The sequence below is a fragment of the Stackebrandtia sp. genome, from assembly GCF_035643755.1.
Classification (GTDB): domain Bacteria; phylum Actinomycetota; class Actinomycetes; order Mycobacteriales; family Micromonosporaceae; genus Stackebrandtia.
Map to the genome: position 1 here is coordinate 32,529 of NZ_DASQPW010000282.1, position 21,922 is coordinate 54,450.

Consider the following 21,922-nt stretch of genomic DNA (forward strand, 5'->3'; position numbering starts at 1 on the left):
GCGACGAGGAGGTCGCAATGACCACTTTGATCGACGTACCCCGTGGGTTGGCCGGGGTCGTGGTCACCGAGACTGAGATCGGTGACGTGCGTGGGGATGAAGGCTTCTATCACTACCGCCAGTACTCAGCCATCGACCTGGCCGAGAAATGTTCCTTTGAGGACGTCTGGTACCTGATGTTCCATGGCAGCCTGCCGACCAGGGCCCAGCGCGAGGAATTCGCCGCGAGGGTGGCGCCGCTGCGCCGGATCTCCGCTGAGCTGCGCGAGCTGCTGCCGCACCTGGCCAAGGCCAAGCCGCTGGACGGGCTGCGCACCGCGCTGTCCTTCACCGCCGCCCAGTACGGCATGCGCCCGCTGCTGGACACCGACGAGGACGAGCGCGCCGCCGAGGTGCTGTTCGCCTGCGCCCAGGCGCCCACGATCCTGACCGCGCTGCACCGCCTCAGTCAGGGCCAGCAGCCGATCGAGCCGCGCGACGACCTGCCGTACGCGTCGAACTACCTGTACATGCTGACCGGCAGCGAGCCGACCAAGCAGTACGCCGAGGCCATCGAGAAGTACATGATCTCCACGGTCGACCACGGCTTCAACAACTCGACCTTCACCTCGCGCACCATCGCCTCCACCGGGGCCGACCCGGGAGCCTGCCTGGTGGGCGCCATCGGCGCCATGTCCGGCCCGCTGCACGGCGGCGCCCCGTCCCGCGCCCTGGCGGCGCTGGAGGAGATCGGCACCCCCGACCGGATCGACGACTGGGTGCGCGGACGCATCGAGGCCGGCGAACGCATCATGGGCTTCGGCCACGCGGTGTACACCACCGACGACCCGCGTTCGCTGATGCTGCGCGACGTCGCCACCGAGCTGGGCGGCGACCTGGCGGAGTTCGCCAAGCAGGTGGAGCGCCGCGTGGTGGAGATCCTGGCGGAGCTGAAACCCGGCCGCAACCTCTACACCAATGTGGAGTTCTACGCCGGCGTCGTCATGGAGCAGTGCGGCGTGCCGCGCGACATGTTCACCCCGACGTTCACCGCCGCCCGCATGGTCGGCTGGAGCGCCAACATCCTGGAGCAGGCCCGCGACTCCAAGATCATCCGTCCCCGTGCCCGCTACGTCGGCGCGCAGCCGCCGCAGCCGGTGGTCTTCCCCGAGGGCTGATTCTCGACCGTGCCGGAAGCCTCCGGCGCGACCAATGTCTCGCCGACGTCCACGCCGACGTCGGCGAAACCATGTCCGCGGTCTAACCTCACCGGCATGCGTGATCTTCTTCTGAGCGGTGACGGCTTCTCCATCGAGGACGTGGTGGACGTGGCGCACCGCCGGGCCCGGGTGACGCTCGGCCCCGACCTCGCCGCCCGGATGGCCGACGCCCGCGCGGTGGTGACCGAGGCGGTGCTGCGCAAGGACATCGTCTACGGCGTCACCACCGGTTTCGGCGCGCTGGCCGACACCACCATCGGTGCCGAGGATCTGGCCCGGCTCCAGGTGGGCATCGTCCGCAGCCATGCCGCCGCCGTCGGCCAGCCGCTGTCGGACGAGGTCGTGCGCGCCCTGTTGTTGCTGCGGGCCCGCACCCTGGCGGCCGGGCACTCCGGCGTCCGCGTGGAGCTTCCGGCCATGTTCATCGCGCTGCTCGACGCCGACCTGCTGCCGGTGATCCCGGAGAAGGGCTCGGTGGGCGCCTCCGGCGACCTGGCGCAGCTGGCCCACCTGGCGCTGCCGGTGATCGGCGAGGGGCGGCTGCGCGCGCCCGGCGACGGGCCCCAGGGCCGCCCGGCCGCGGAGGTGCTGGCCGAGCACGGCCTCACCCCGCTGGTGCTGGAGCCCAAGGAGGGGCTGTCGCTCATCAACGGCACCGAGCCGATGCAGGCGGTGCTGTCACTGGCCATCATGGAGGCCGAGGCGCTGTGCAAGCTGGCCGACATCGCGTGCGCGCTCAGCGTCGAGGCGCTGTTCGGCACCGACCGGGCCTACGACGAGCGGGTCCAGGTGATCCGTCCCCATCCCGGCCAGCTCGACTCGGCGGCCAACCTGCGCCAGCTGCTGTCGCAGAGCCCGCTTCTGGCCAGCCACCGCCATTCCGACCACGCCGTGCAGGACTCCTACGCGCTGCGCTGCGCCCCGCAGGTGCACGGCAGCTCCCGCGACCTGATCGCGCACTGCCGCCGGGTCGCCGCCATCGAGCTGGGGTCCATTGTTGACAATCCGGTGGTGGTGAGCGGTCCCGACGGCGAGGGCTTCGAGGTGATGAGCACCGGCAACTTCCACGGCCAGCCCATCGCCTTTTCCGCCGACGCCCTGGCCATGGCCTGCTCGGAGCTGGGCAGCATCAGCGAGCGCCGCGTCTACCGGCTGCTCGACCCGGCCACCTCGCGCGGCCTGCCGCCGTTCCTGGCGCCGGACGCCGGCACCAACTCCGGGTTCATGCTGGCGCAGTACACCGCCGCCAGCGTCGTGAGCGAGAACAAGGTGCTGTGCCATCCGTCCTCGGTGGATTCGATCGTGACGTCGGGCAACCAGGAGGACCACGTGTCGATGGGCTGGCACGCCGTGCGCAAGGCCCGCGAGGTCATCGACAACACCCGCACCGTCCTGGCCATCGAGCTGCTGTGCGCCGCCCAGGGCGTCGACCTGCGCTCCCCCGTGGCCGGCCCCGGCCCGCGCACCTCTCGGGTGCACCGGCGGATCCGGGCCGACGTCGAGCCGATGCCGGTGGACCGCGAGATGGCCCCACAGATTCAGGCCGTCCGCGAGATGCTGGACGACCTGATCGCTGAGGCGGGCGAGCTGCGCTAGCGCTCCGCGAGGAGCTTCGTGACCGCCAGGTCGACGTCGAGGCTGTCGGCCTCCTTGCCCTTGGGCACCAGCGTGTAGCTGCGCCGCAGGAAGCGCGCCACCTGCGAGCGCGACACCTCGAACAGCGCGTTGCCGTCCGGGGACGACAGGGCCAGGGCGATGGCCTCCCCGCGGGCGGTGGTCCACGGCCACACCCGCACGTCGCCCATGCCGGTGGGTTCCACCATTCCGGACGCCAGCAGCTCCCGGGCGAAGGACCAGCTGACCTCCTCGGCGTCGGGGTTGCCCGGGTGGAACATGACGTGGACGGCGTAGGGGTCTTCGGCGTCGTAACGCAGGCTCGCGCGGACGTTGATGGTGGTGAAATCTGGCGCGACGAAGCGCATCGTGGTGTCGACTTCGACGCTTGCCTGACGTGTTGTCGCCATGATGTGCCCCCCGGGCTCCCGGGCGAGTCCCAGTACTCGCCATTTGCATAGATGAGGTTTACCACTCTTGGCAACCGGTTGGTCGCGGATCGGCGATAGTCGCCTGTTCGCGTCGGAGTTAATCACACTCGACCATCCGAAATAGCCGGTTTGTGGACACGGTGCGTTCGGCGGCGTCGGCTCGTACACCAGCGCCAGCGCCGATAGACTGCCGGGGAAATCCCCGCCACGCTAAGGAGAATCGTCAATGAAGGCCATTGTGGTGTCCGATCCGGGCGGCCCGGAGGCATTGGTGCCCTCACAGCGCCCCGACCCGCGGCCGGGACCGGGACAGGTGGTGGTCGACGTGGCCGCCAGCGGCGTCAACTTCATCGACGTGTATCACCGCACCGGCCGGTATCCGATGCCGACGCCGTTCACGCCCGGCCTGGAGGGCGCGGGCACGGTCGCCGCCGTGGGGTCCGATGTGGACTCCTTCGGTGTGGGCGATCGAGTGGCCTGGGCCCAGGTTCCCGGCAGCTACGCCGCCCGCGTGGTGGCGCCGGCCGCGGCCTTGGCCCCGGTGCCCGACGGCGTCGCCTCCGCCGACGCGGCCGCGGTGATGTTGCAGGGCATGACCGCCCACTACCTGAGCACCTCCACGCACGGCATACAGGAGGGCGACGTCGCGGTGGTGCACGCCGCCGCCGGGGGAGTGGGGCTGCTGCTGACGCAGATGATCAAGCGGCTCGGCGGGAAGGTGCTGGCGACGGTGTCCACCCCCGCCAAGGCCGAGCTGGCGCGCGGCGCCGGTGCCGACGAGGTGTACGACTACGCCGACTTTCCCCAGGGCGTCAAGGAATTCACGGGCGGGGCGGGAGCCCACGTGATCTACGACGGCGTCGGGCTGTCCACATTCGAGGCCGGCCTGGCCTCGCTGCGCCCCCGTGGGATGATGGCGCTGTTCGGCCAGTCCTCCGGCGCGGTGCCGCCGATGGATCCGCAGGTGTTGTCCAGCGGCGGTTCGCTGTTTCTGACCCGCCCCACACTGGCGCACTACATCGCCAATCCGGCGGAGTTCGCCGCCCGCGCCGCCGACATCTTCGGCTGGATCGCGGCGGGGCAGTTGTCCGTCCACATCGGCGGAACCTACCCCCTGGACGCCGCCGCCGACGCCCACCGCGACCTGGAGGGGCGCCGCACGACGGGCAAGCTGCTGCTGACCCCTTGACCGATCTGGCCACCGGCTTTTCGGTGGAATCGCGCGAGGTAGTCGCGTTACGGCCGTGGCCTGCGAAAAGGGCCGTCGGTTGACGGGCCGGTGTAAACCGGTTTTCCGGGCTCTTATGATGCCTACTCGACGGTACTCATTTATGTACTCAGATATCTACAACGAGGGAGATTTGCATGTCAGACGCCACGAAGGCGATATCCAACAGTGGACTGTCGCGCCGCGGCCTGTTGTCCCTTGCCGGTGTTTCCCTGCTTCCCTTGGCGGCCACCGCGTGTGGCAAGAAGGCGGGGGACAAGTACCCCACCAAGGGCCTGCACATCATGGCCCCGGCCGCCGCCGGGGGCGGTTGGGACATAACCGCCAACGCGGTATCGGACGCGCTGACAAAATCCGGCCTCGCCGACGAGGCCAAGGTTTACGACGTGGAAGGGGCGGCCGGGACCGTCGGACTGGCCCAGTTCGTGGCCCAAAACCACGGCGACCCGTACCAGCTCATGATCACCGGGCTGGTGATGATCGGCGGCATCGTCAACGGCGCGTCGTCGGTGGGCCTGTCCCAGGTCAACAAGATCGCGACCCTGACCGCCGAACAGGAACTCGTTGTGGTGCCGAAGGACTCGCCGTACGAGTCCCTCAAGGACGTGATGGACGCCGCCAAGTCCGACCCCACGTCGATCACCTGGGGCGGCGGTTCGGCGGGCGGCACCGACGAGATCCTGGTGCTGTTGATGGCCAAGGCATACGGCGCCGACCCCAAGAAGATGAAGTACCAGGCCGCCTCCGGCGGCGGCGAATCCAAGGACGGCCTGCTCAACGGCTCGCTCGACGTCGGCGTGTCGGGACCCAGCGAGTACGTCGACCTCGTGAAGAAGGGCGACCTGCGCCCGCTGGCGGTGTCCGGCAAGAAGTCCACCAAGGTCGCCGGCACGGCCGTGCCCACCTGCAAGGACCAGGGCGTCGACGTCGAGCTGATGAACTGGCGCGGCATCGTGGCGCCTGCCGGCATCTCCGACGCCGACAAGAAGTCCATCACCGCCCTCATGACCAAGATGGTGGAAACCAAGGAGTGGAAGGACAAGCTGGCCAAGGAGGGCTGGGAGAACTTCTTCAAGACCGGCGACGACGCCAAGAAGTTCTACGACTCCGAAAACGCCCGCGTCACCAAGATCTTCCACGAAGTCGGCAAGGCCTGAACCGCCCATGACGGCCGACGACCACCCCGTCGCCCGCCCGCGAGTCGGCACGGTGCTGTTCGGCGCCGGTGCCTTCGCGGGCGGGCTGGCGTTGCTCCTGCTCGCCTGGCACGAGAAGGGGGACACCGCCTTCTCCCCGGCGAACGAGCGCTTCGCCCCGATCGTCGTGACCGGACTGTGGACGGTCCTGTCGGCGCTGTACCTCGTCGGCCAGCTGACCAGGTTCGTGCGCGGCGTCGCGGCCGCGAAGACCGCCGCCGTCCCCGCCGAAACCGATGACGCCGCCGACGATCCCGCCGAGGTGCACTGGAGGGCGCCGCTGCTGATGGTCGTGGCCCTGGTGGCCTACGTCCTGCTGTTGGAACCGGTCGGCTTCCTCATCACCACCTTTGCGTTCTACGTCGCCGCGGCCGCGATCCTCGGCAGCCGGGTGTGGTGGCGCGAGCTCGTCATCGGCGCCGCCATGTCGGCGGTTATCTACTTCAGCTTCACGTACCTGCTCGAACTGACCCTTCCCCCGGGGGTGCTGCCGTTGTGATGGCCAATCTGCTGGGCGGCTTCGCCTCCGTGCTGACGCCCGAGAACCTGCTGTTCGCGGTCATCGGGGTCACCGTCGGCACCTTCGTGGGAATCCTGCCAGGCATCGGACCGGCGCTGACCATCGCGCTGTTGTTCCCGGTGGCCAACTCCCTGGTCGACTCCAATGGACAGTCCGGTGTGGTCGGTTCGCTGATCATGTTCGCGGGCATCTACTCCGGCGCCATGTACGGCGGGTCCACCACGTCCATTCTGCTCAACACCCCCGGCGAGTCGAACTCCGTGGTCACCGCGATCGAGGGCCACCAGATGGCGCTGCGCGGCCGCGCCCGTGCCGCCCTGGCCTCGGCCGCCATCGGCTCCTTCGTCGCCGGCACCCTGTCGACGCTGGCGCTGACCTTCTTCGCCGAGCCGCTGGCCGCCCTGGCGATCAACTTTCGGCACAGCGACTTCTTCGCCCTGGGCGTCCTGGCGACGGTCTCGGTGACGGCGCTGGTCGGCAGGTCGCTGCTGCGCGGCATGATGTCGCTGACGCTGGGCCTGCTCATCGGGGTGATCGGCATCGACACCCTGACCGGCAAGCCGCGGCTGAGCCTGCAGGAGTTCGTGTGGGCCGACGCCAACCACACCGGCGTGTCCACCTTCATGCAGGCGGGCATCGGCGCCACCCTCGTCATCGTGGGGCTGTTCGCCTTCGGCGAGACCCTGTACGTGTGCGGGCGCCTCAAGAAGCTGCCCGACAAGATCGCCCCGATGGACGCCAAGGACGGCGAGCCCGAGTTCGCCTGGATGACCAAAAAGGACTGGCGGCGATCGTGGCTGCCGTGGCTGCGCGGCACCGCCCTGGGATTCCCCTTCGGCGCCATGCCCGCCGGCGGCGCCGAGATCCCCACCTTCCTGTCCTACACCCTGGAGAAGGCGCGCTCGAAGTTCCGTGGCCAGTTCGGCACCGGCGCCATCGAGGGCGTCGCCGGGCCCGAGGCGGCCAACAACGCGGCCTTCGCCGGGGTGCTGGTTCCCCTGCTGACCCTGGGCATCCCGACGTCGGCGACGGCCGCGATCATCCTGGCGTCCTTCAAGAGCTTCGACGTGCCCGTCGGCATCCAGCTGTTCGACCACGGCGGCGCCGTGGTGTGGGCGCTGATCGCCTCGCTGTACGTCGGCAACATCATCCTGCTGATCCTCAACCTGCCGCTGATCCGGATCTGGGTCCTGGTGTTGAGGATTCCGCGCCCGGCGCTGTACTCCGCGATCCTGGTGTTCGCGGTGGTCGGCGTCTACGCCAACGCGAACCTGGCCTTCCCGCTGTTCCTGGCGATCGGGATCGGCGTGCTGGCGGTGTTCATGCGCATGTACGACTTCCCGATCTCGCCGGTGATCCTCGGCGTCATCATCGGCCCGCTGCTGGAGGAGAACTTCCGCAAGACCATGCAGGAGACCAACAACTCCTACGCGATCTTCGTGGACCGGCCCTTGACCGTGAGCCTGCTCGCGCTGGCGGTGGTGTCGCTGATCCTGCCCAACCTGCCGAAGATCATCGCCTTCCTGCGCGGACGGCGGGCCGACAAGCTGTCGTTCGCCGACGAGGACTAGGCCATCACGACCATGCCCAGGCGCAGCTCCTCGGGCAGGCTCCCGGCCGGGAGCCTGCCGGCGGCTCCCTCCACCAGTTCGGCGGCGGTGAGCCGCGCGGACGTGCCCGCCGCGGCGACCCGGAAGTCGTCGCCGGCGGCGGTCACCGTCACCCGGCCGTACTCCCGCAGGGCGTCCAGGGTGAAGTCGCGCCGCCACCGCAGCCGCCCGGCGCGTTCGTCGGCGGTGATCGGCACGCCCATGTCGTCGGCGTGGATGGCGTATTCGCTGGCGAAGTAGAAGGTCTGGCGGCCGCAGGGGTAGTCGCCCACCGCGGTGCCGATGCTGCCGTCGACCCCGCGCTCCCGCAGCCGCGGATGCTGCGCGGCCGCCCTGTCGCGCCACTGCGACAGCACCTCGGCGACCGGGGTGTCGCGGTAGCGCTCCACCAGGATGTCGTTGAGCCGCTCATAGCCGACGCTCGAGCCGCCCTCGGCGAAGTGGTCGCCCACGGTGTCGTCCAGGCCGGTGCGGATGTAGTCCTCGATGCGGATCAGGTGCGCCGCCATGTCCTTGCGATCCCAACCGGCGCAACGGGTCTCGACTCGCCATTGCGGCGCGGTGAGCCCGTCGAAGAAGCGGTCGACGCGGGCGGCCTCGGCGTCGAGCAGGTCAAAGGGATTGTCCGTCATGATCGCCGAGGTTACGCCGCGTCGGCGGCGCCCGAATGCCTTCGGGGTAGTCGCACACCATGTACGTCACAGCCCGGCCGGTCGCGCCCTAGGGTTTCAGGCGGTGGGGCTGAAGACCGGATTCGGGAGGTCGTCGTGTCCTATGAGGACGTACAGATGAACCTGCGCCTTGACTGGGAACAGACCGGATGGTGCCGCTTTCTTCCGCTGGAGGGCGAAGTCCTGTGGGGGCTTCTTTGCGACGCCACCGAGGAGGAACGCGACGGCGACCTCGACGAACTGCTGGAATGGCAACGCGCGCTGACCTTCCCGATGTTCGGCCAGGGAACCACGATGCGGCTGGACGCCGCCATCGGTTCGCCGTTCCACCGCTGGGACCAACACCGGCTGTGCCGGATCTTCGGCAAGGCCGGCTACCGCTACCCGCGCACCGTGCGCGACATCGCCGAACTCGGCGTCCGCCTGGGGCTGTACCGGCGCTCCATGCGGGGCCGCCTCACCCGCTGGCGGGTGCCGCGCGCGCTGCCGTTTCCCGCCGAGGTGCTGCCGATGAGCGAGCGGGAACGCCGCGCCGAGGACGAACACCGCTGGTATCTGGCCGGGTCCCGGCCCGCCGCCCGGATCGCCGGGCTGCTGCTGGACGAGGGGGAGGCGGCCCGGACCGTCACCTCCGTGGGCTGCCTGGCCGCCCGGCTCGGCTGCGAACCCGAGACGGTGCGCCGCGGGCTGGCCCACCTGTGCGACAAGCGTTTCGAACGGCTGTGGTCGCGGCCCGCCATGCGGATCTACCTGGCCGGCGACGGCGGGCGCTGCCGCCGGGTCGACCCCGAACGGCTCGACACGATCGCGGTGTGCGTGCTGGTTCCCCACTGGCGCAAGCTATGGCGGCAGCACGGACTCCTGTGGCAACTGGAGGGCAAGGGGGGCTGCGTCTGAATTGGCCCGAAAGTTGATGCCGCATCGGCCGTTCGTCTCGACCGGAATCACTCGGGCTTCACGGTGGAGGGCGGCGACCTCGAATTTCAATACGATGGCGCGGTCGAATCACCAGGAGAGGTGGCATGGGTCATAGGAGTTTCGGGCCGACGCGCGGACGCCGCGCGCTCGTGTCGATCGTGACGATCGCGCTGGCCGCGGGCGCCGCCGCGGGGTGCCAGGCGTCGAGCGGCGGCAAGCCGTCGTCCCACGACACGTCCACATCGCACTCTGGCCCCTACGAGGCCTCCAGCGACGGCAAGGAGCTCGCGGTGGCCGAATCCGGCCTCACCGAGGCCGTCGACGCCGGCGGCGAGCACGTGGTGTCGTACGCGGTGATCCTGAAGAACCCCAGCGCCGACACCGCCGTCACCACCGCGGTCACGCTGAGCCTCGTCGACGCCCACGGCAAGCCGTTGCGCAACACCGCGCTGAACGGCAAGCACACCACCTGGGACCGCGCCGTCAACCTGATCCCCGCGGGCAAGCGACAGGCCGTCACCGGCACCACCTACGTCGACCGCGCCGGCGCGGCCAAGGTGAAGATCGGCATCAAGGAGTCGCAGTGGTGGCGCGACGGCGGCAAGCGCGCGTCCGGCGTCAAGGTCAGCGACGTGTCGGCCACGGCCGGCGGCAAGGGCTCGGCCACCGTCACCTATCGGCTGGATTCCCCGTACGACAAGAAGATCAGCTCGGCGAACACCTCGGCGGTGTACCGCGACGCCCACGGCGAGATCCTCGGCGGCAGCGAGCCCTCGGACGCCAGGCCGCGCGACTACCCGCCCGGCGAATCCGACGGCGAGATCGACGCCGCGGCGGGCGTGCCGAAGGACCTCGACGCCTCCCACACCGAGGTCTACGCCGACCCGCTCATCGAACTGCCGTAAAACCCCGACCCCGAAAGGACCCGCGAAACCCATGGCCCGATTCATGGAGAAACTCAACAGCCTCGTCGTCACCGCCACGTCCCCCGACGGCAACATCAAGTCGCGGCTGGTCGGCGGCGAGAACCTCACCCTGGCGTTTCGGCCGGGCAGCTACCGCGACTACAGCGAAACAGTGCTGGCCGATCAACTGGCCAAACTGGGAATCCTGACCTGGACGACATACCACCGCGGCTGGCTCAAGGCGCTGGGCGAGGTCAACGGGGAGAAGTACACCAAGAAGCCGCAGCACTGGAACGCCAACCACCGCAGATACGACGACGCGATCGCCGAGGCCGTCACCCAGGGCACCTCTCCCAGCGGGCGGATCGAGATGCGGGCCAAGGGATTGGCGTTTTGGAAGGTGCGCGTCGCCGACGGCACGGTCGAGGAGCTCGAAGAACAGCACTTCACCGAGGAGGCCGTGGCGGCGTTTCGCAACGTTCAGCTCGACATGAAGCGGCAGATGATCCTGTTCAAGGAGAAGTACATAGGCCTGACCCTCCCGGCATCGTGGAAGGCCAAGCTCCCGATCTGATTCGAGAGCTTGGCCTTCCCACGCGGCTGGCGCCGCGCCTCAGTCGCGCGGCGTCAGCCCGGACGTCGGGTCCTTGGAGTCGGCGATCGTGGGCCGCAACGGAACCACGGGCCCGCTTTCCCCCTTGGCGTTGGCCAGCTGCCGCAGCGTCGACAGCAGGTCGTAGTTCTTGCTCAGCACGTCGCAGACGTCCTGTTCCTTGTCGTACACCTTGGTGCAGATGTCGCTCATCCGGTCCAGCATGTTGCTGATGACATCGTCGGCGGTGTCGCCGCCCAGCGGAAGGGTCTGGTCCGCGGGCACCAGCTGGCCGCCGATGGAGGTGCCGGCCCCGATGGTCGCCAGCACCACGCCGGTGACGGCCAGGCTCGTTCCGCCCGACGGGATCGCCAGCGCGGCACCGGCGATGCTGGTGAGGGCGCCCAGAATGGTCAGGCCCATCGACTCCGAACCGCCGTCGCGCCCGCCGACGTCCTTCAGGGCGTCGATGGTCTGGTCGGCGCATTCACTGATGTCGCGCTTCTGCCCGGCGTAGATGTTCTGGGTGCCCTCCATCGCCATGCGAAGCATCTGCGCGATCTTGCCGTGGTTGGAGGCGATGACGGGAAAGGGAACGAGGAAATTGTTCTGGAGATTCTCCGACAGCGAGCCCAGCCATTCGCCCATCTCGCTTTCGGCCTTGTTGATGTAGGACGTGTCGCTGTTGCCGATGGCGCCGTCGGACTGGCCGAAGGTGGTCTCCACGGACTTGCACGCCGAAATGATGCTGTCGAATCCCTCGGGCTGGGGCTTGGTGTAGTCCGCGTAGGCGGGCGGAATCCAGTCGAAGTACGTGTCGAGCCAGCCCTCGAATTCCTTCTCCTCGTCGGGGCCGATGGGCATCATCGCCGGGGGAGCGGTTCCGGTATTGCCCGCGTTGTTGTAGTCCGTTTGGTATTTGGCGTTGACGGCGTCCCGGTAGGACTCGGCGTCACGAATGGTGGCGGCCTTCGCCTCCTTGATGATTTCGTGGGCCTTGTCGTCTAGTTCGCTCGGTGAGTAATACGATCCCATGGGGGCAGATCCCTACTTGTCCTTCAGATTGTTGATGTCTTTTTCGACCTGCGTGAGGTGTTTCTCGTCCTTGGTGGGGTTGGTCGATTTGTCGTCGCCGGGCGAGTCGTAGTAGTCGGGCTCGTCCGGCTTACCTGGTTTGTCGGTGCCGGTGGGCGGGCTGCTGCTGGGATCGTTGGGGTCGTGGATCTGCACCGCGTCTCCGTCCCCGTGAAGGTCGACCTTGTCGCCGGCGATGATGTGCTTGAACTGATCCGCGGCGGTGGTGTCCTCCTTCTCGTAGTCCTTGATGGCCAGATTGAGCGCGGAGCTGACATCGAGAATGTTCGTGGCGGTCTGCGCGAGAATGTGCTGTAGTTCGCTGCGGCAGTTCTCGAAGTACGGATATATGGGACTGGTACTTGGTCCGTGGTCGGTGGGCGCGGCCTCGAACTTGCCGGAACTGTTCTCGGTTCCCGACATCGCCGAATTGGCGTCGGTGTACACCTTGGCGACTCGGGGCAGCGAGACATTGGCGACCGACCAGAGGCTGTATAGGTCACCGCCCGTTACCGAATTCATAAAGATTGCTCCTTTCGAAGGGCAGCGGGTACCCCCAGCGCATTACCTGAGGTGTTGTGATGGGTGACACCCGCATGCTGACAATCTGGACATTAACCAATCGCGGGCTCGCGGCGCATCCTCGCATCGGGCCGAAACGCCACCAGAACGGTCACACCGCAAATAGTGGCATTAATTGGGGGCAAAGAAGCCTGGACTTTCGACCCAGAAGGCGATATTATCCGCGTCGCCGTGGAGTGCATTTAAGGCATGATATATCGGTATCGAGGCATAAGCATGAAAAGACCCGGCGCCACTCACCGTGGTCGCCGGGTCTCGAGCCCGTAGGAGCGGCGAGGCTACCGCGCGCCGGTGCGGCGGGAGCGTTCGCGCTGCTTGGCGTCCAGGATCACCTTGCGGATCCGCACCGCCTCCGGCGTCACCTCGACGCACTCGTCGCCGCGGCAGAACTCCAGGGCCTGCTCCAGCGACAGCCTGCGCGGGGGCACCAGCCGCTCCAGCTCGTCGCCGGTGGACTGCCGCACGTTGGTGAGCTTCTTCTCCTTGCAGATGTTGACGTCCATGTCGTCGGAGCGGGAGTTCTCGCCGACGATCATGCCCTCGTACACGGCGGTGGTGGGCTCCACGAACAGGGTGCCGCGCTCCTGGAGGTTGAACATGGCGTAGCTGGCGGCGACCCCGGTGCGGTCGGCCACCAGCGAGCCGCTGGACCGGGTGCGCAGCTCGCCGACCCAGGGCTCGTAGTCCTCGAAGACGTGGTGGGCCAGGCCGGTGCCGCGGGTCTCGGTGAGGAACTCGGTGCGGAAGCCGATCAGACCGCGCGCCGGGACCAGCCACTCCATCCGGATCCAGCCGGTGCCGTGGTTGACCAGCTGCTCCATCCGCCCCTTGCGGGTGGCCAGCAGCTGGGTGATGGCGCCCAGGTGCTCCTCGGGCGCGTCGATGGTGAGCCGCTCCACCGGCTCGCAGCGCTTGCCGTCGATCTCGCGGGTGACCACCTGCGGCTTTCCGACGGTGAGCTCGAAGTTCTCCCGTCGCATCTGCTCCACGAGGATGGCCAGGGCGAGCTCGCCGCGGCCCTGCACCTCCCAGGTGTCCGGGCGGTCGGTGTCCAGCACCCGCAGCGACACGTTGCCGACCAGTTCGCGGTCGAGCCGGTCCTTGACGAGGCGCGCGGTCACCTTGCCGCCCTTGACCTTCCCGGCCAGCGGGGAGGTGTTGATGCCCAGGGTCATGGAGATGGCGGGTTCGTCCACGGTGATCAGCGGCAGCGGGCGCGGGTCCTCGGCCGAGGCGAGGGTCTCGCCGATCATGATCTCGGGAATCCCGGCCACGGCGATGATGTCGCCGGGCCCGGCGGAGTTGGCGGGCTTGCGTTCCAGGGCCTCGGTCATGAGCAGCTCGGAGATCCGGACCCGTGAGATGGTGCCGTCGGTCTTGCACCAGGCGACGGTTTCTCCCTTGTTGATGGTTCCCTGGTGGATGCGGCACAACGCGAGCCGGCCCAGGAAGGGGGAGGCGTCCAGGTTCGTGACGTGCGCCTGCAGCGGCGCGCCCTCCTCGTAGGACGGTGCGGGGATCGTGTCCAGGAGGGTGGCGAACAGCGGCCGCAGGCTGTCGCTGTCGGTGGGGGCCTGCCCGTCGGCGGGCTGGTTGAGCGAGGCGATGCCCTTGGTGGCGCAGGCGTACAGGATCGGGAAGTCGATCTGCGACTCGTCGGCGTCGAGGTCGAGGAACAGCTCGTACACCTCGTCGACGACCTCCTTGATCCGCGAATCGGAGCGGTCGACCTTGTTGATCACCAGCACGATCGGCAGCCGCGCGGTCAGCGCCTTGCGCAGCACGAAGCGGGTCTGGGGCAGTGGCCCCTCGGAGGCGTCCACCAGCAGCAGCACGCCGTCGACCATGGTGAGGCCGCGCTCCACCTCGCCGCCGAAGTCGGCGTGGCCGGGGGTGTCGATGATGTTGATGGTGAGGTCGTCGCCGTCGGGGCTGTGATAGTGGACGGCGGTGTTCTTGGCCAGGATCGTGATGCCCTTCTCCCGCTCCAGGTCCATGGAGTCCATGACCCGGTCGTCGACCTTGGATCCGGGGCGGAAGGCGCCGGCCTGGCGCAGCATGGCGTCGACCAGGGTGGTCTTACCGTGGTCGACGTGGGCGATGATCGCGACGTTGCGCAGGTCAGTGCGTAGGGACATGGAGTCCATTCTCCGTGACGCGAAGTTGGCGGACGGCGGCGGGACCTGTGATCGGCGGCACTGCGCCGCGCAATGATCACAGTGGACTCCAAATGGTGTGAGCGCGCGCACGGGCATATGCGCGATGTCCTATTCTTCGATGCATGTCGGCGTCGGGTTCCCAGGTACGGCTGGGCATAGATTTCGGGACCTCCAATACCGTTGCGGTCCTGGAGTTGCCCGGCCGTCCCGCGACCCCGCTGCTGTTCGACGGCTCGCCCGTGCTGCCGTCGGCCGTGTTCGCCTCGGAGGGCAAGCTGCTGGTCGGCCGCGACGCCGAGCGCGCGGCCATGTCGGACCCGGCCCGCTTCGAACCCAACCCGAAGCGCTGCATCGCCGACGGCATGGTGCAGCTGGGGCCGCAGGAATACCCCGCGGTGAACCTCATCGCCGCGGTGCTGGCGCGGGTCGCCGACGAGTCGGCGCGGGTGATCGGCCGGGCCGCGGACGTGGTGGTGCTGACCCACCCGGCGGGCTGGGGCAACGAGCGGCTGCGCCTTCTGGCCTCGGCCGCGCGGCTGGCGGGCCTGCCCGAGCCGCGCTTCGCCGCCGAGCCGGTGGCCGCCGCCACCCACTTCACCGTCCACCTGGGACACGACTTCGCCGACGACAGCCACGTCGTCGTCTACGACCTGGGCGGCGGGACCTTCGACGTCAGCGTCGTGCGGGCCAGCGGCGATGGCGTCGAGGTGGCCGCGAGCGGCGGGCTGTCCGATGTGGGCGGGGTTGACATCGACTTCGCCATCATCAAGCACCTGGAGCGGACCTTCGCCCACCGCGCCGACGAATGGCGCCGCCTGCGCGAACCGTCCACGCCGTCCGAACGGCGGCAGCGGCGCGAGCTGTGGCGCGACGTCCGCGAGGCCAAGGAGATCCTGAGCCGGGAGTCCAAGGCGGCGCTGTTCCTGCCGCTGCTGGAGGTGGACGCCCACCTGACCCGCGAGGAGCTCGACACCCTGGCGCGCTCCATGGTGGAGCAGACCGTCGCCCTGACGCTGGACGTGTTGTCCCAGGCCGACATCGGCATGCGATCGGTGGCGGGGCTGTTCCTGGTGGGCGGCGCCAGCCGGATGCCGTTGACCTCGACCATGCTGATGCGCGAGACCCAGATGGCGCCCACCGTCCTGGAGCAGCCGGAGCTGGTGGTGGCCTCGGGAGCGGTGGACGCCCCCAGCCGCCCCGCCCCGCCGCCCGCCAACGACGCGCCGACCACGATGGTGGCGATGCCCGCCGTGATCGAGCGGCCCGTGGTGTTTCGCGGTGTGGCCAGGGTGCCGCGTCCCGCCGACGACGCGCCCGGGCTTCCGGTGGGCCTGCAACCGCCGCCCCCGGCGCCGATGACCACCCTGCCCGGCAAGGAGGCCACGGGGGGCTCCGGTCCGGTGTCGGCCGTCGCCCTGCACGACGGCGCCCTGGCCACCGCGACCGGCGGCGGCGTCACGGTGTCCACACTGGCCACCGGCGAGCGGGTGGCCGTGATGGACGGGCACGCCCAGCCGCCCGCCACCGTGTGCTGGGCGCCCGCCGAACCCCTGCTGGCCGCCGCGATCGGCGCGCAGGCCAAGATCTGGCGCTTCGCCGACGGCGAGGTGACGCCCGAACCCGAGCGGGTGTTGAACTGCCCCAGGGACATCACGCTGGCGGACTGGTCGGCGGCGGGTCTGGCGGTCGGCGACGTCGGCGAGATCCTGTTGTGGGACACCGAGACGGGGGAGTGCGCGCGGACCTGGAAGTTCGGCACCGGCGCCGAGGGCAGCCAGCTGCGCGCCCTGTCGTGGTCCGCCGACGGGAAGCGCCTGGCGGCGGGGGGCTCGCACGGCAACATCAAGATCTTCGACGCCGACGCCGACAAGCCCTCCATGGTGCTGAGCGTGGCGCCGATCAGCGTGCGGTCCCTGGCCTGGTCGCCCGACGGCGACTGGCTGGCCTCCGGCGACGCCGGAGGCCAGCTGCGGATCTGGCAGCTGTCCGACTCCTCGGCCCAGCCGATCGCCCACGCCCACGAGGCCGCGATCCAGGCGCTGGCCTGGTCGCCGGACGGCAAGCAGGTGGCCAGCGGCGGCATCGACGACGCCGTGCGGATCTGGGACGCCGGTTCCGGTCGCGAGGAGAGGATCCTCACGGGACACTCGGGGACGGTCACCTCGCTGTGCTGGACGCCCGACAGCTGTCGCCTGATCTCGGGCAGCGCCGACGGCAGCGTGCGCGTGTGGGACGCCGCCACGGGCACTCAGGTGCGCGTCTGAGGCAGGTGCCTGTCCACAAAGGCCAGCTGCTTGGCGAACTGCCAGCCCTCGCCGCCCTCGTGGCCGTTCCACGGGTACACCTCGATGTCCTTGCGCCCACCCCACTGGTGGTAGGCGGCGAAGACGGTGGACGGCGGGCAGGTGGTGTCCATCAGCGCCACCGAGTACAGCGCCGGCACGGTGGCGCGGGCCGCGAAGTTCACTCCGTCGAAATAGGACAGCGTGGCGAAGACCCGCTCGTCCTGGTCCCTGTGGGCGGCAAGGTATCGGACGATCTCGGGGTACGGGCCGGTTGAGGCGATCTCGGCGGCGCGGCGGAAGTCGCTGAGGAACGGCACGTCCACACAGGCCGCGGCCACGCCGGGGTGGAGGGCGGCGACGCTTTGCGACAGCGCACCGCCCTGGCTGCCTCCGACCACGATGACGCGCGAGGAGTCGACGGCGGGATGGCCCGCGGCGACGTCGACGGCACGCACCGAATCGGTGATGACGCGGCGGTAGTAGTAGGTGTCGGGGCTGGCGATGCCTCGCGTCAGGGCGCCGGGCGCGTGCGGTTCGCGAGCGGGGTAGGGGTCGCCGGTGATGCCCGGCGAATGCGAGGCGTTGGCGCCCTGGCCCCGGGTGTCGACCACCAGCAGCGCCCACCCGGCGGCGGGCCACGCGAGGTGGTCCTGCGGGAAGCCGCGTCCGCTGCTGTAGCCGAGATACTCGACCACGCAACCGACGCCGGTAGCTCCCTTGGGGACTATCAGCCACGCGGCGATCTCGTCGCCGCCGAAGCCGGCGAAGCGGGTGTCGTAGACGTCCACCAGCCGCAGCCCGCATTCGTGGGGCTCGAAGCGCGGCGCCAGGGGGACCTCGGCGCTTTCGGCCAGCGAGCGTTTCCAGAACGCGTCGAAGTCGGCGGGCTCGACCCGTTCGGGGCGGTATCGGCGGAGTTCGTCGAGGGTGAGATCGGAAAGCGGCATGCCTACATATATAAGCCGCCGGCGGCTATCGGCGCCAGTACCCGCAGAACGTGATGTCGCGCTTGTCGACGCCGCGATCGTTGACGAGATGGCGCCGCAGCGCGGTGACCAGCGAGGACTCGCCCACCAGCAGCGCCCGCACCCGTCCGGGATCGAACTGGTCGCCGCGCACCGCCTCCAGCGGGTCGGTGCCGCACAGCCAGCGGACGTGGGAGCCCGGCGGCGCGTCGAGCTTCTGGGTGTCGGCGAGGTCGGGGATCTGGCAGTACACCCGGCACGGCCTGCCGTCGTCCAAAGAGGCCAGACAGCCGGCGACGGCGGGCAGCCCGGTGGCGTCGGCGACGAACAGGTACCACTCGGCCTCGGGCTCGGGCGCGAACATGGCGCCCTGGTCGTACAGGCCGACGATGTCGCCGGGCCGGGCGGCCGCGGCCCAGGCGGAGGCGGGTCCGGCGTCGCCGTGCGAGACCACGTCGACGTCGATGTGGTGCCCGTCGGGGTGGAAGGAGCGGACGGTGTAGTTGCGGATGACGGGCCGCGCGGCCTCGGGGGTGGAGTTGTACCAGGTGCGCAGGCCCGAGTCGTCGCTGAAGGACGGCAGGGCGGGTTTGTCCTCGCCGGGCCGCGGAAGGAACAGCCGGAACCACTGGTCGTAGCCCGCGGGACGGAACTCGGCGGGATCGAGGCCGCCCAGGGTGACGCGCGTGAAGCTCGGACTGAGCCGTCGGGACGCGACCACCTCGGCGTAGATCGGTGTCGGCATCGGCAACCTCCGCTCGGTAAATTAGGGAAGCCTTACCTTACATACGAGCCCTCGGGCCGGAAGATCACCCCCGGCCGCGGGGGCTATTGACACGCGCGGGTCCGCGTCGGTACTGTGCCGAGAAATCGTTTACTCAATGATGAGGACCCCATGAATCCGCCACCAGCACCAGGTTCGGTGACCCGCCGCGGCGTGTTGCGGACCGCCGCGTGGGGGATGGGCGCGGCCGGGCTGGGCAGCCTGGCCTCTTGTGCGTCGGGGTCGGGAGACGACATCGCGTTTTGGCACTTCATCGTCCCCGGCACCCCGAACTACGACAAGTGGCTGCTGCCGCTGATCAAGGACTTCAACGCCCGGCACAAGGTCAAGGTGCGCGAGCGTTACATCCCCTTCGGCGACTACGCCAACGGCCCCACCCTCCAGACCGCCTTCAGCGCCGGCGACGGCCCCGACGTGTTCATGCTCAGCCCCGGAGACTTCGTCCGCTACTACAACGCCAACGCCCTGGCGGACCTCACGCCCCACCTCAGCGACGCGGTGCGCGCCGACTACGAGCCCGCCGCCCTGGCGTCGCGCACCTTCAACGACAGGGTCTACGGCCTGCCCATGGAGGCCGAGCCGCTCGCGCTCTTTTACAGTCACAAGGCATTCGAGGCCGCCAACCTGTCCGAAGGCGACCTTCCGAAGACCTGGGATGAGCTGCTGGACGTCGCCCAGAAGCTCACCGGCGCCGACCGCTTCGGCCTCGGCCTGGAGACCAGTCCCGGCTACTACCAGAACTTCACCTGGTACCCCTTCATGTGGATGGGCGGCGGCTCCCCGATCGCCTCCGACCAGATCCACAGCACCTTCGACTCCAAGGCGGCCACCGCGGCGCTTCGCCTGTGGCAGCAGACCATCGACCTGGGCGTCGCCCCGACCAAGCTGCGCGGTGGCGGTGGCACCGACACCCGCTCCAATCTGCTGACCGGCTTTTGCGCCATGCAGCAGACCGGCATCTGGGCGGTGGGGGAGATGAAGCTCAACGCCCCCAAGTTCGAATACGGCGTGCTGCCGCTGCCCACCCCGCCCGGCGGCAAGCAGCTCACCGTCGCCGGCGGCTGGGCCCTGGCCGCCAACGCCAAGGGTTCCAAGCCCGACGCCGCCGCCCAGTTCATCACCTACGCCCTGGGAAGCGAGGACCCGGCGTGCGTCAAACGCGGTCGACTGTGGAACACCGTCATCAAGAAGAACCTGCCGGTGCGCAAGTCGGTGCGGGACCTCGCCCGTAGGAAGGGCGACTTCGACGACCCGATCTACCAGCAGTTCCTCAAGGACATCGCGCCCACCGCCAAGGGCGAGCCGAGATACCCCGTGGAGATCTACCGGGCCATCTCCGACGCCCTGCAGGCCTGCCAGCTCGACGGCGCCAACGTCAAGGACGCCGCCGCCGACGCCTCCGAGCAGATCGCCACCTTCCTGTCCGACTACAAGGGAGGGTCGATCCTGTGAGCCGCACATCCCTCACCCGACTGGTGCCGCGTTCGCGGCCCGGGGAATCTCGCGCCGCCTTCGGTTTCGTCGCCCTCGACGGTCTCGGCCTCATCGTCTTCGTGGCCCTGCCCGCGATCCTGGCCCTGGTGATCGGGCTGTTCAACGTGGACGGATTCGGCAAGATCGAGTTCGCCGGGCTGCACAACTTCCAGCTGATGGCCGGCGACAAGCTTTTGTGGAAGAGCCTTGGCATCACCACGGCGTTCACCGCCATGTTCGTGCCCACCGCGTTCGTGGTGAGCCTGTGCCTGGCCCTGCTGGTGCGCAAGCCCTTCCCCGGCGTCGGGCTCGTGCGCACCGCCCTGTTCCTGCCCAACGTGATCAGCCTGGTCGTCATCGCCGTGATGTGGCAGTTCCTGCTCACCGACAAGGTCGGCGTGGTCCCCGAAATGCTCGGAGGCGTCGGGCTGGGCGACGTGTCCTGGTTGGGCGACCCCGCGCTGGCGCTGCCCACCCTGGCGTTCGTGTGCGTGTGGTTCCTCATGGGATACCAGATGCTGATCTTCCTGGCCGGGCTGCAGGACATCCCCGGCGAGCTCTACGATGCCGCCACAGTGGACGGCGCCAACGCCTGGCAGCGCTTCTGGGGCGTCACCTGGCCGTCGCTGCGCCCCACCAGCTTCTTCGTCCTGATCACCTCCCTGGTCAACGCGCTGGCCGGTTCCCTCGGCTTCGACCTGGTGATGGTGCTGACCAAGGGCGGGCCCGCCAACTCCACGTCCACCGTGGTGTTCTACGCGTACCAGCAGGCATTCCTGTATGGACGTTTCGGCTACGCCGCCGCGATCTGCGGACTCATGGTGGCCATCTCGATCGTGATCACCGGTGCGCTGTTCGCGCTGACCAGGGGAGGCCGTTTCGATGAGTCGTGAAACCGCGCTGAGAAAGCCCCGCGCCAAGATCGGCCCCGGCGCGATCGTCGCCTACATCCTGGCGCTCATCACCGTGGCGCCGCTGCTGTGGATGGCGCTGTCGGCGTTTCGTCCCGGGGCCGAGGTGTTCTCGGCGTCGTGGCCCAAGCACCTCACCCTCGACAACTTCACGTTCGTACTCACCGAGGTGCCGTTCTTCACCTACCTGGGCAACAGCGCCCTGGTGTCGGTGGTGGTGACCGTGGTGTCGCTGTTCCTGCACACCATGTGCGGATACGCCTTGGCGCGCATGCGTTTTCGCGGACGCGGCCTGTTCTTCGGCATGGTGGTGTCGACGCTTTTCGTGTCGCTGCCGGTGATCCTGGTGCCGCTGTTCATGGTGACCCGCGCGCTGGGCATGGTGGACACCTACTTCGGGCTGATCGTCCCGGCGCTGTTCAACGCCTTCGGCATCTTCCTGTTGCGACAGTTCTATTTGAACATTCCCTCCGAGCTGGAGGACGCCGCGCGGCTGGACGGCTGCGGATACCTGCGGATGTACTGGCACCTGATCCTGCCGCTGAGCCGCCCCATCATGTCGTCGCTGGCGGTGCTGTTCTTCCTGGCCAACTGGAACTCCTTCGTGTGGCCGCTGACGGTCGCCCAAAGCGAGAACCTCCGGGTGGTGCAGGTGGGCATCTCCTCGCTGAGCGGGCAGTACGGTGCCGACTATCAGTACATTCTCGCCGCGTCGGTGCTGGCCGCGATCCCCACGGTGATCGTGTTCATCTTCGGGCAGCGCCGCCTGGTGGACTCGCTGAAGACAACCGGACTCAAATAGGAG

General features: G+C 68.8%; 20 protein-coding genes. 13 read left to right on the forward strand and 7 right to left on the reverse strand.

Annotated elements, in window-relative coordinates:
* Positions 1–17 precede the first annotated feature (17 nt).
* Entirely contained in the window at positions 18–1,157 is a 1,140-nt protein-coding gene (locus VE172_RS21780; RefSeq protein ID WP_324804107.1) for a citrate synthase/methylcitrate synthase, read from the forward strand.
* 96 nt (positions 1,158–1,253) lie between these two features.
* The gene (gene hutH, locus VE172_RS21785) at positions 1,254–2,795 is read left to right on the forward strand and encodes a histidine ammonia-lyase (RefSeq protein ID WP_324804108.1); all 1,542 of its coding nucleotides are present in this window, start codon (positions 1,254–1,256) and stop codon (positions 2,793–2,795) included.
* Here hutH and VE172_RS21790 read toward each other — a convergent pair.
* On the reverse strand, positions 2,792–3,223 hold the full coding sequence (locus VE172_RS21790) for an SsgA family sporulation/cell division regulator (protein ID WP_324804109.1): 432 nt from the start codon (positions 3,221–3,223) through the stop codon (positions 2,792–2,794). The genes hutH and VE172_RS21790 overlap by 4 nt on opposite strands.
* Before the next feature lie 247 nt (positions 3,224–3,470).
* Here VE172_RS21790 and VE172_RS21795 point away from each other — a divergent pair, with 247 nt between their 5' ends.
* From VE172_RS21795 to VE172_RS21810, 4 genes are all read left to right on the forward strand, one after another.
* Positions 3,471–4,433: a quinone oxidoreductase family protein gene (locus VE172_RS21795; RefSeq protein WP_324804110.1), complete on the forward strand. Its 963-nt coding sequence runs from the start codon at positions 3,471–3,473 to the stop codon at positions 4,431–4,433.
* 176 nt (positions 4,434–4,609) lie between these two features.
* Entirely contained in the window at positions 4,610–5,629 is a 1,020-nt protein-coding gene (locus VE172_RS21800) for a Bug family tripartite tricarboxylate transporter substrate binding protein (protein WP_324804111.1), read from the forward strand.
* Positions 5,630–5,636: 7 nt separating this feature from the next.
* Positions 5,637–6,167 carry a tripartite tricarboxylate transporter TctB family protein gene (locus tag VE172_RS21805; RefSeq protein ID WP_324804112.1) on the forward strand — a complete coding sequence of 177 codons (531 nt, stop codon included), beginning with the start codon at positions 5,637–5,639 and terminating at the stop codon, positions 6,165–6,167.
* The gene (locus tag VE172_RS21810) at positions 6,167–7,759 is read left to right on the forward strand and encodes a tripartite tricarboxylate transporter permease (RefSeq protein ID WP_324804113.1); all 1,593 of its coding nucleotides are present in this window, start codon (positions 6,167–6,169) and stop codon (positions 7,757–7,759) included. The genes VE172_RS21805 and VE172_RS21810 overlap by 1 nt, the downstream gene beginning before the upstream one ends.
* Here the strand turns inward: VE172_RS21810 and VE172_RS21815 are convergent.
* On the reverse strand, positions 7,756–8,430 hold the full coding sequence (locus VE172_RS21815) for a maleylpyruvate isomerase family mycothiol-dependent enzyme (RefSeq protein WP_324804114.1): 675 nt from the start codon (positions 8,428–8,430) through the stop codon (positions 7,756–7,758). The two genes, VE172_RS21810 and VE172_RS21815, sit on opposite strands and share 4 nt — an antisense overlap.
* 156 nt (positions 8,431–8,586) lie before the next feature.
* Here VE172_RS21815 and VE172_RS21820 point away from each other — a divergent pair, with 156 nt between their 5' ends.
* The 3 genes from VE172_RS21820 to VE172_RS21830 all read left to right on the forward strand — a co-directional run bounded on the left by VE172_RS21820 (position 8,587) and on the right by VE172_RS21830 (position 10,866).
* Positions 8,587–9,366, forward strand: a complete 780-nt coding sequence (locus VE172_RS21820) for a DUF6042 family protein (RefSeq protein ID WP_324804115.1) — start codon at positions 8,587–8,589, stop codon at positions 9,364–9,366.
* Between the two features lie 125 nt (positions 9,367–9,491).
* Entirely contained in the window at positions 9,492–10,292 is an 801-nt protein-coding gene (locus tag VE172_RS21825; protein WP_324804116.1) for a hypothetical protein, read from the forward strand.
* Between the two features lie 31 nt (positions 10,293–10,323).
* On the forward strand, positions 10,324–10,866 hold the full coding sequence (locus tag VE172_RS21830; RefSeq protein ID WP_324804117.1) for a hypothetical protein: 543 nt from the start codon (positions 10,324–10,326) through the stop codon (positions 10,864–10,866).
* Between the two features lie 39 nt (positions 10,867–10,905).
* Here VE172_RS21830 and VE172_RS21835 read toward each other — a convergent pair whose 3' ends face one another.
* The 3 genes from VE172_RS21835 to typA all read right to left on the reverse strand — a co-directional run bounded on the left by VE172_RS21835 (position 10,906) and on the right by typA (position 14,678).
* Positions 10,906–11,919, reverse strand: coding sequence for a hypothetical protein (locus VE172_RS21835; protein ID WP_324804118.1), 1,014 nt, complete (start codon positions 11,917–11,919; stop codon positions 10,906–10,908).
* Between the two features lie 12 nt (positions 11,920–11,931).
* The gene (locus VE172_RS21840) at positions 11,932–12,480 is read right to left on the reverse strand and encodes a hypothetical protein (RefSeq protein WP_324804119.1); all 549 of its coding nucleotides are present in this window, start codon (positions 12,478–12,480) and stop codon (positions 11,932–11,934) included.
* A gap of 338 nt (positions 12,481–12,818) precedes the next feature.
* The gene (typA, locus tag VE172_RS21845; protein WP_324804120.1) at positions 12,819–14,678 is read right to left on the reverse strand and encodes a translational GTPase TypA; all 1,860 of its coding nucleotides are present in this window, start codon (positions 14,676–14,678) and stop codon (positions 12,819–12,821) included.
* A gap of 143 nt (positions 14,679–14,821) precedes the next feature.
* Between typA and VE172_RS21850 the strand changes: the two genes are divergently transcribed.
* A complete protein-coding gene (locus VE172_RS21850; protein WP_324804121.1) occupies positions 14,822–16,963 on the forward strand; it encodes an Hsp70 family protein in 2,142 nt (713 codons plus the stop codon).
* Here the strand turns inward: VE172_RS21850 and VE172_RS21855 are convergent.
* Together VE172_RS21855 and VE172_RS21860 are read right to left on the reverse strand one after the other, a co-directional pair.
* A complete protein-coding gene (locus VE172_RS21855; RefSeq protein ID WP_324804122.1) occupies positions 16,948–17,931 on the reverse strand; it encodes an acetylxylan esterase in 984 nt (327 codons plus the stop codon). The two genes, VE172_RS21850 and VE172_RS21855, sit on opposite strands and share 16 nt — an antisense overlap.
* A 25-nt stretch (positions 17,932–17,956) precedes the next feature.
* Positions 17,957–18,694 carry a siderophore-interacting protein gene (locus VE172_RS21860; RefSeq protein WP_324804123.1) on the reverse strand — a complete coding sequence of 246 codons (738 nt, stop codon included), beginning with the start codon at positions 18,692–18,694 and terminating at the stop codon, positions 17,957–17,959.
* A 150-nt stretch (positions 18,695–18,844) separates the two neighbouring features.
* On the opposite strand from VE172_RS21860, the gene VE172_RS21865 reads away from it, so the two are divergent.
* From VE172_RS21865 to VE172_RS21875, 3 genes are read left to right on the forward strand one after another with little or no spacing between them, the layout of a single operon-like run.
* Positions 18,845–20,185, forward strand: coding sequence for an ABC transporter substrate-binding protein (locus VE172_RS21865; protein WP_324804124.1), 1,341 nt, complete (start codon positions 18,845–18,847; stop codon positions 20,183–20,185).
* Complete coding sequence (locus VE172_RS21870) at positions 20,182–21,099, forward strand: carbohydrate ABC transporter permease (protein ID WP_324804125.1); 918 nt, start codon at positions 20,182–20,184, stop codon at positions 21,097–21,099. Before VE172_RS21865 ends, VE172_RS21870 begins: the two co-directional genes overlap by 4 nt.
* Positions 21,089–21,919, forward strand: coding sequence for a carbohydrate ABC transporter permease (locus VE172_RS21875; RefSeq protein ID WP_324804126.1), 831 nt, complete (start codon positions 21,089–21,091; stop codon positions 21,917–21,919). Before VE172_RS21870 ends, VE172_RS21875 begins: the two co-directional genes overlap by 11 nt.
* Positions 21,920–21,922 lie beyond the last annotated feature (3 nt).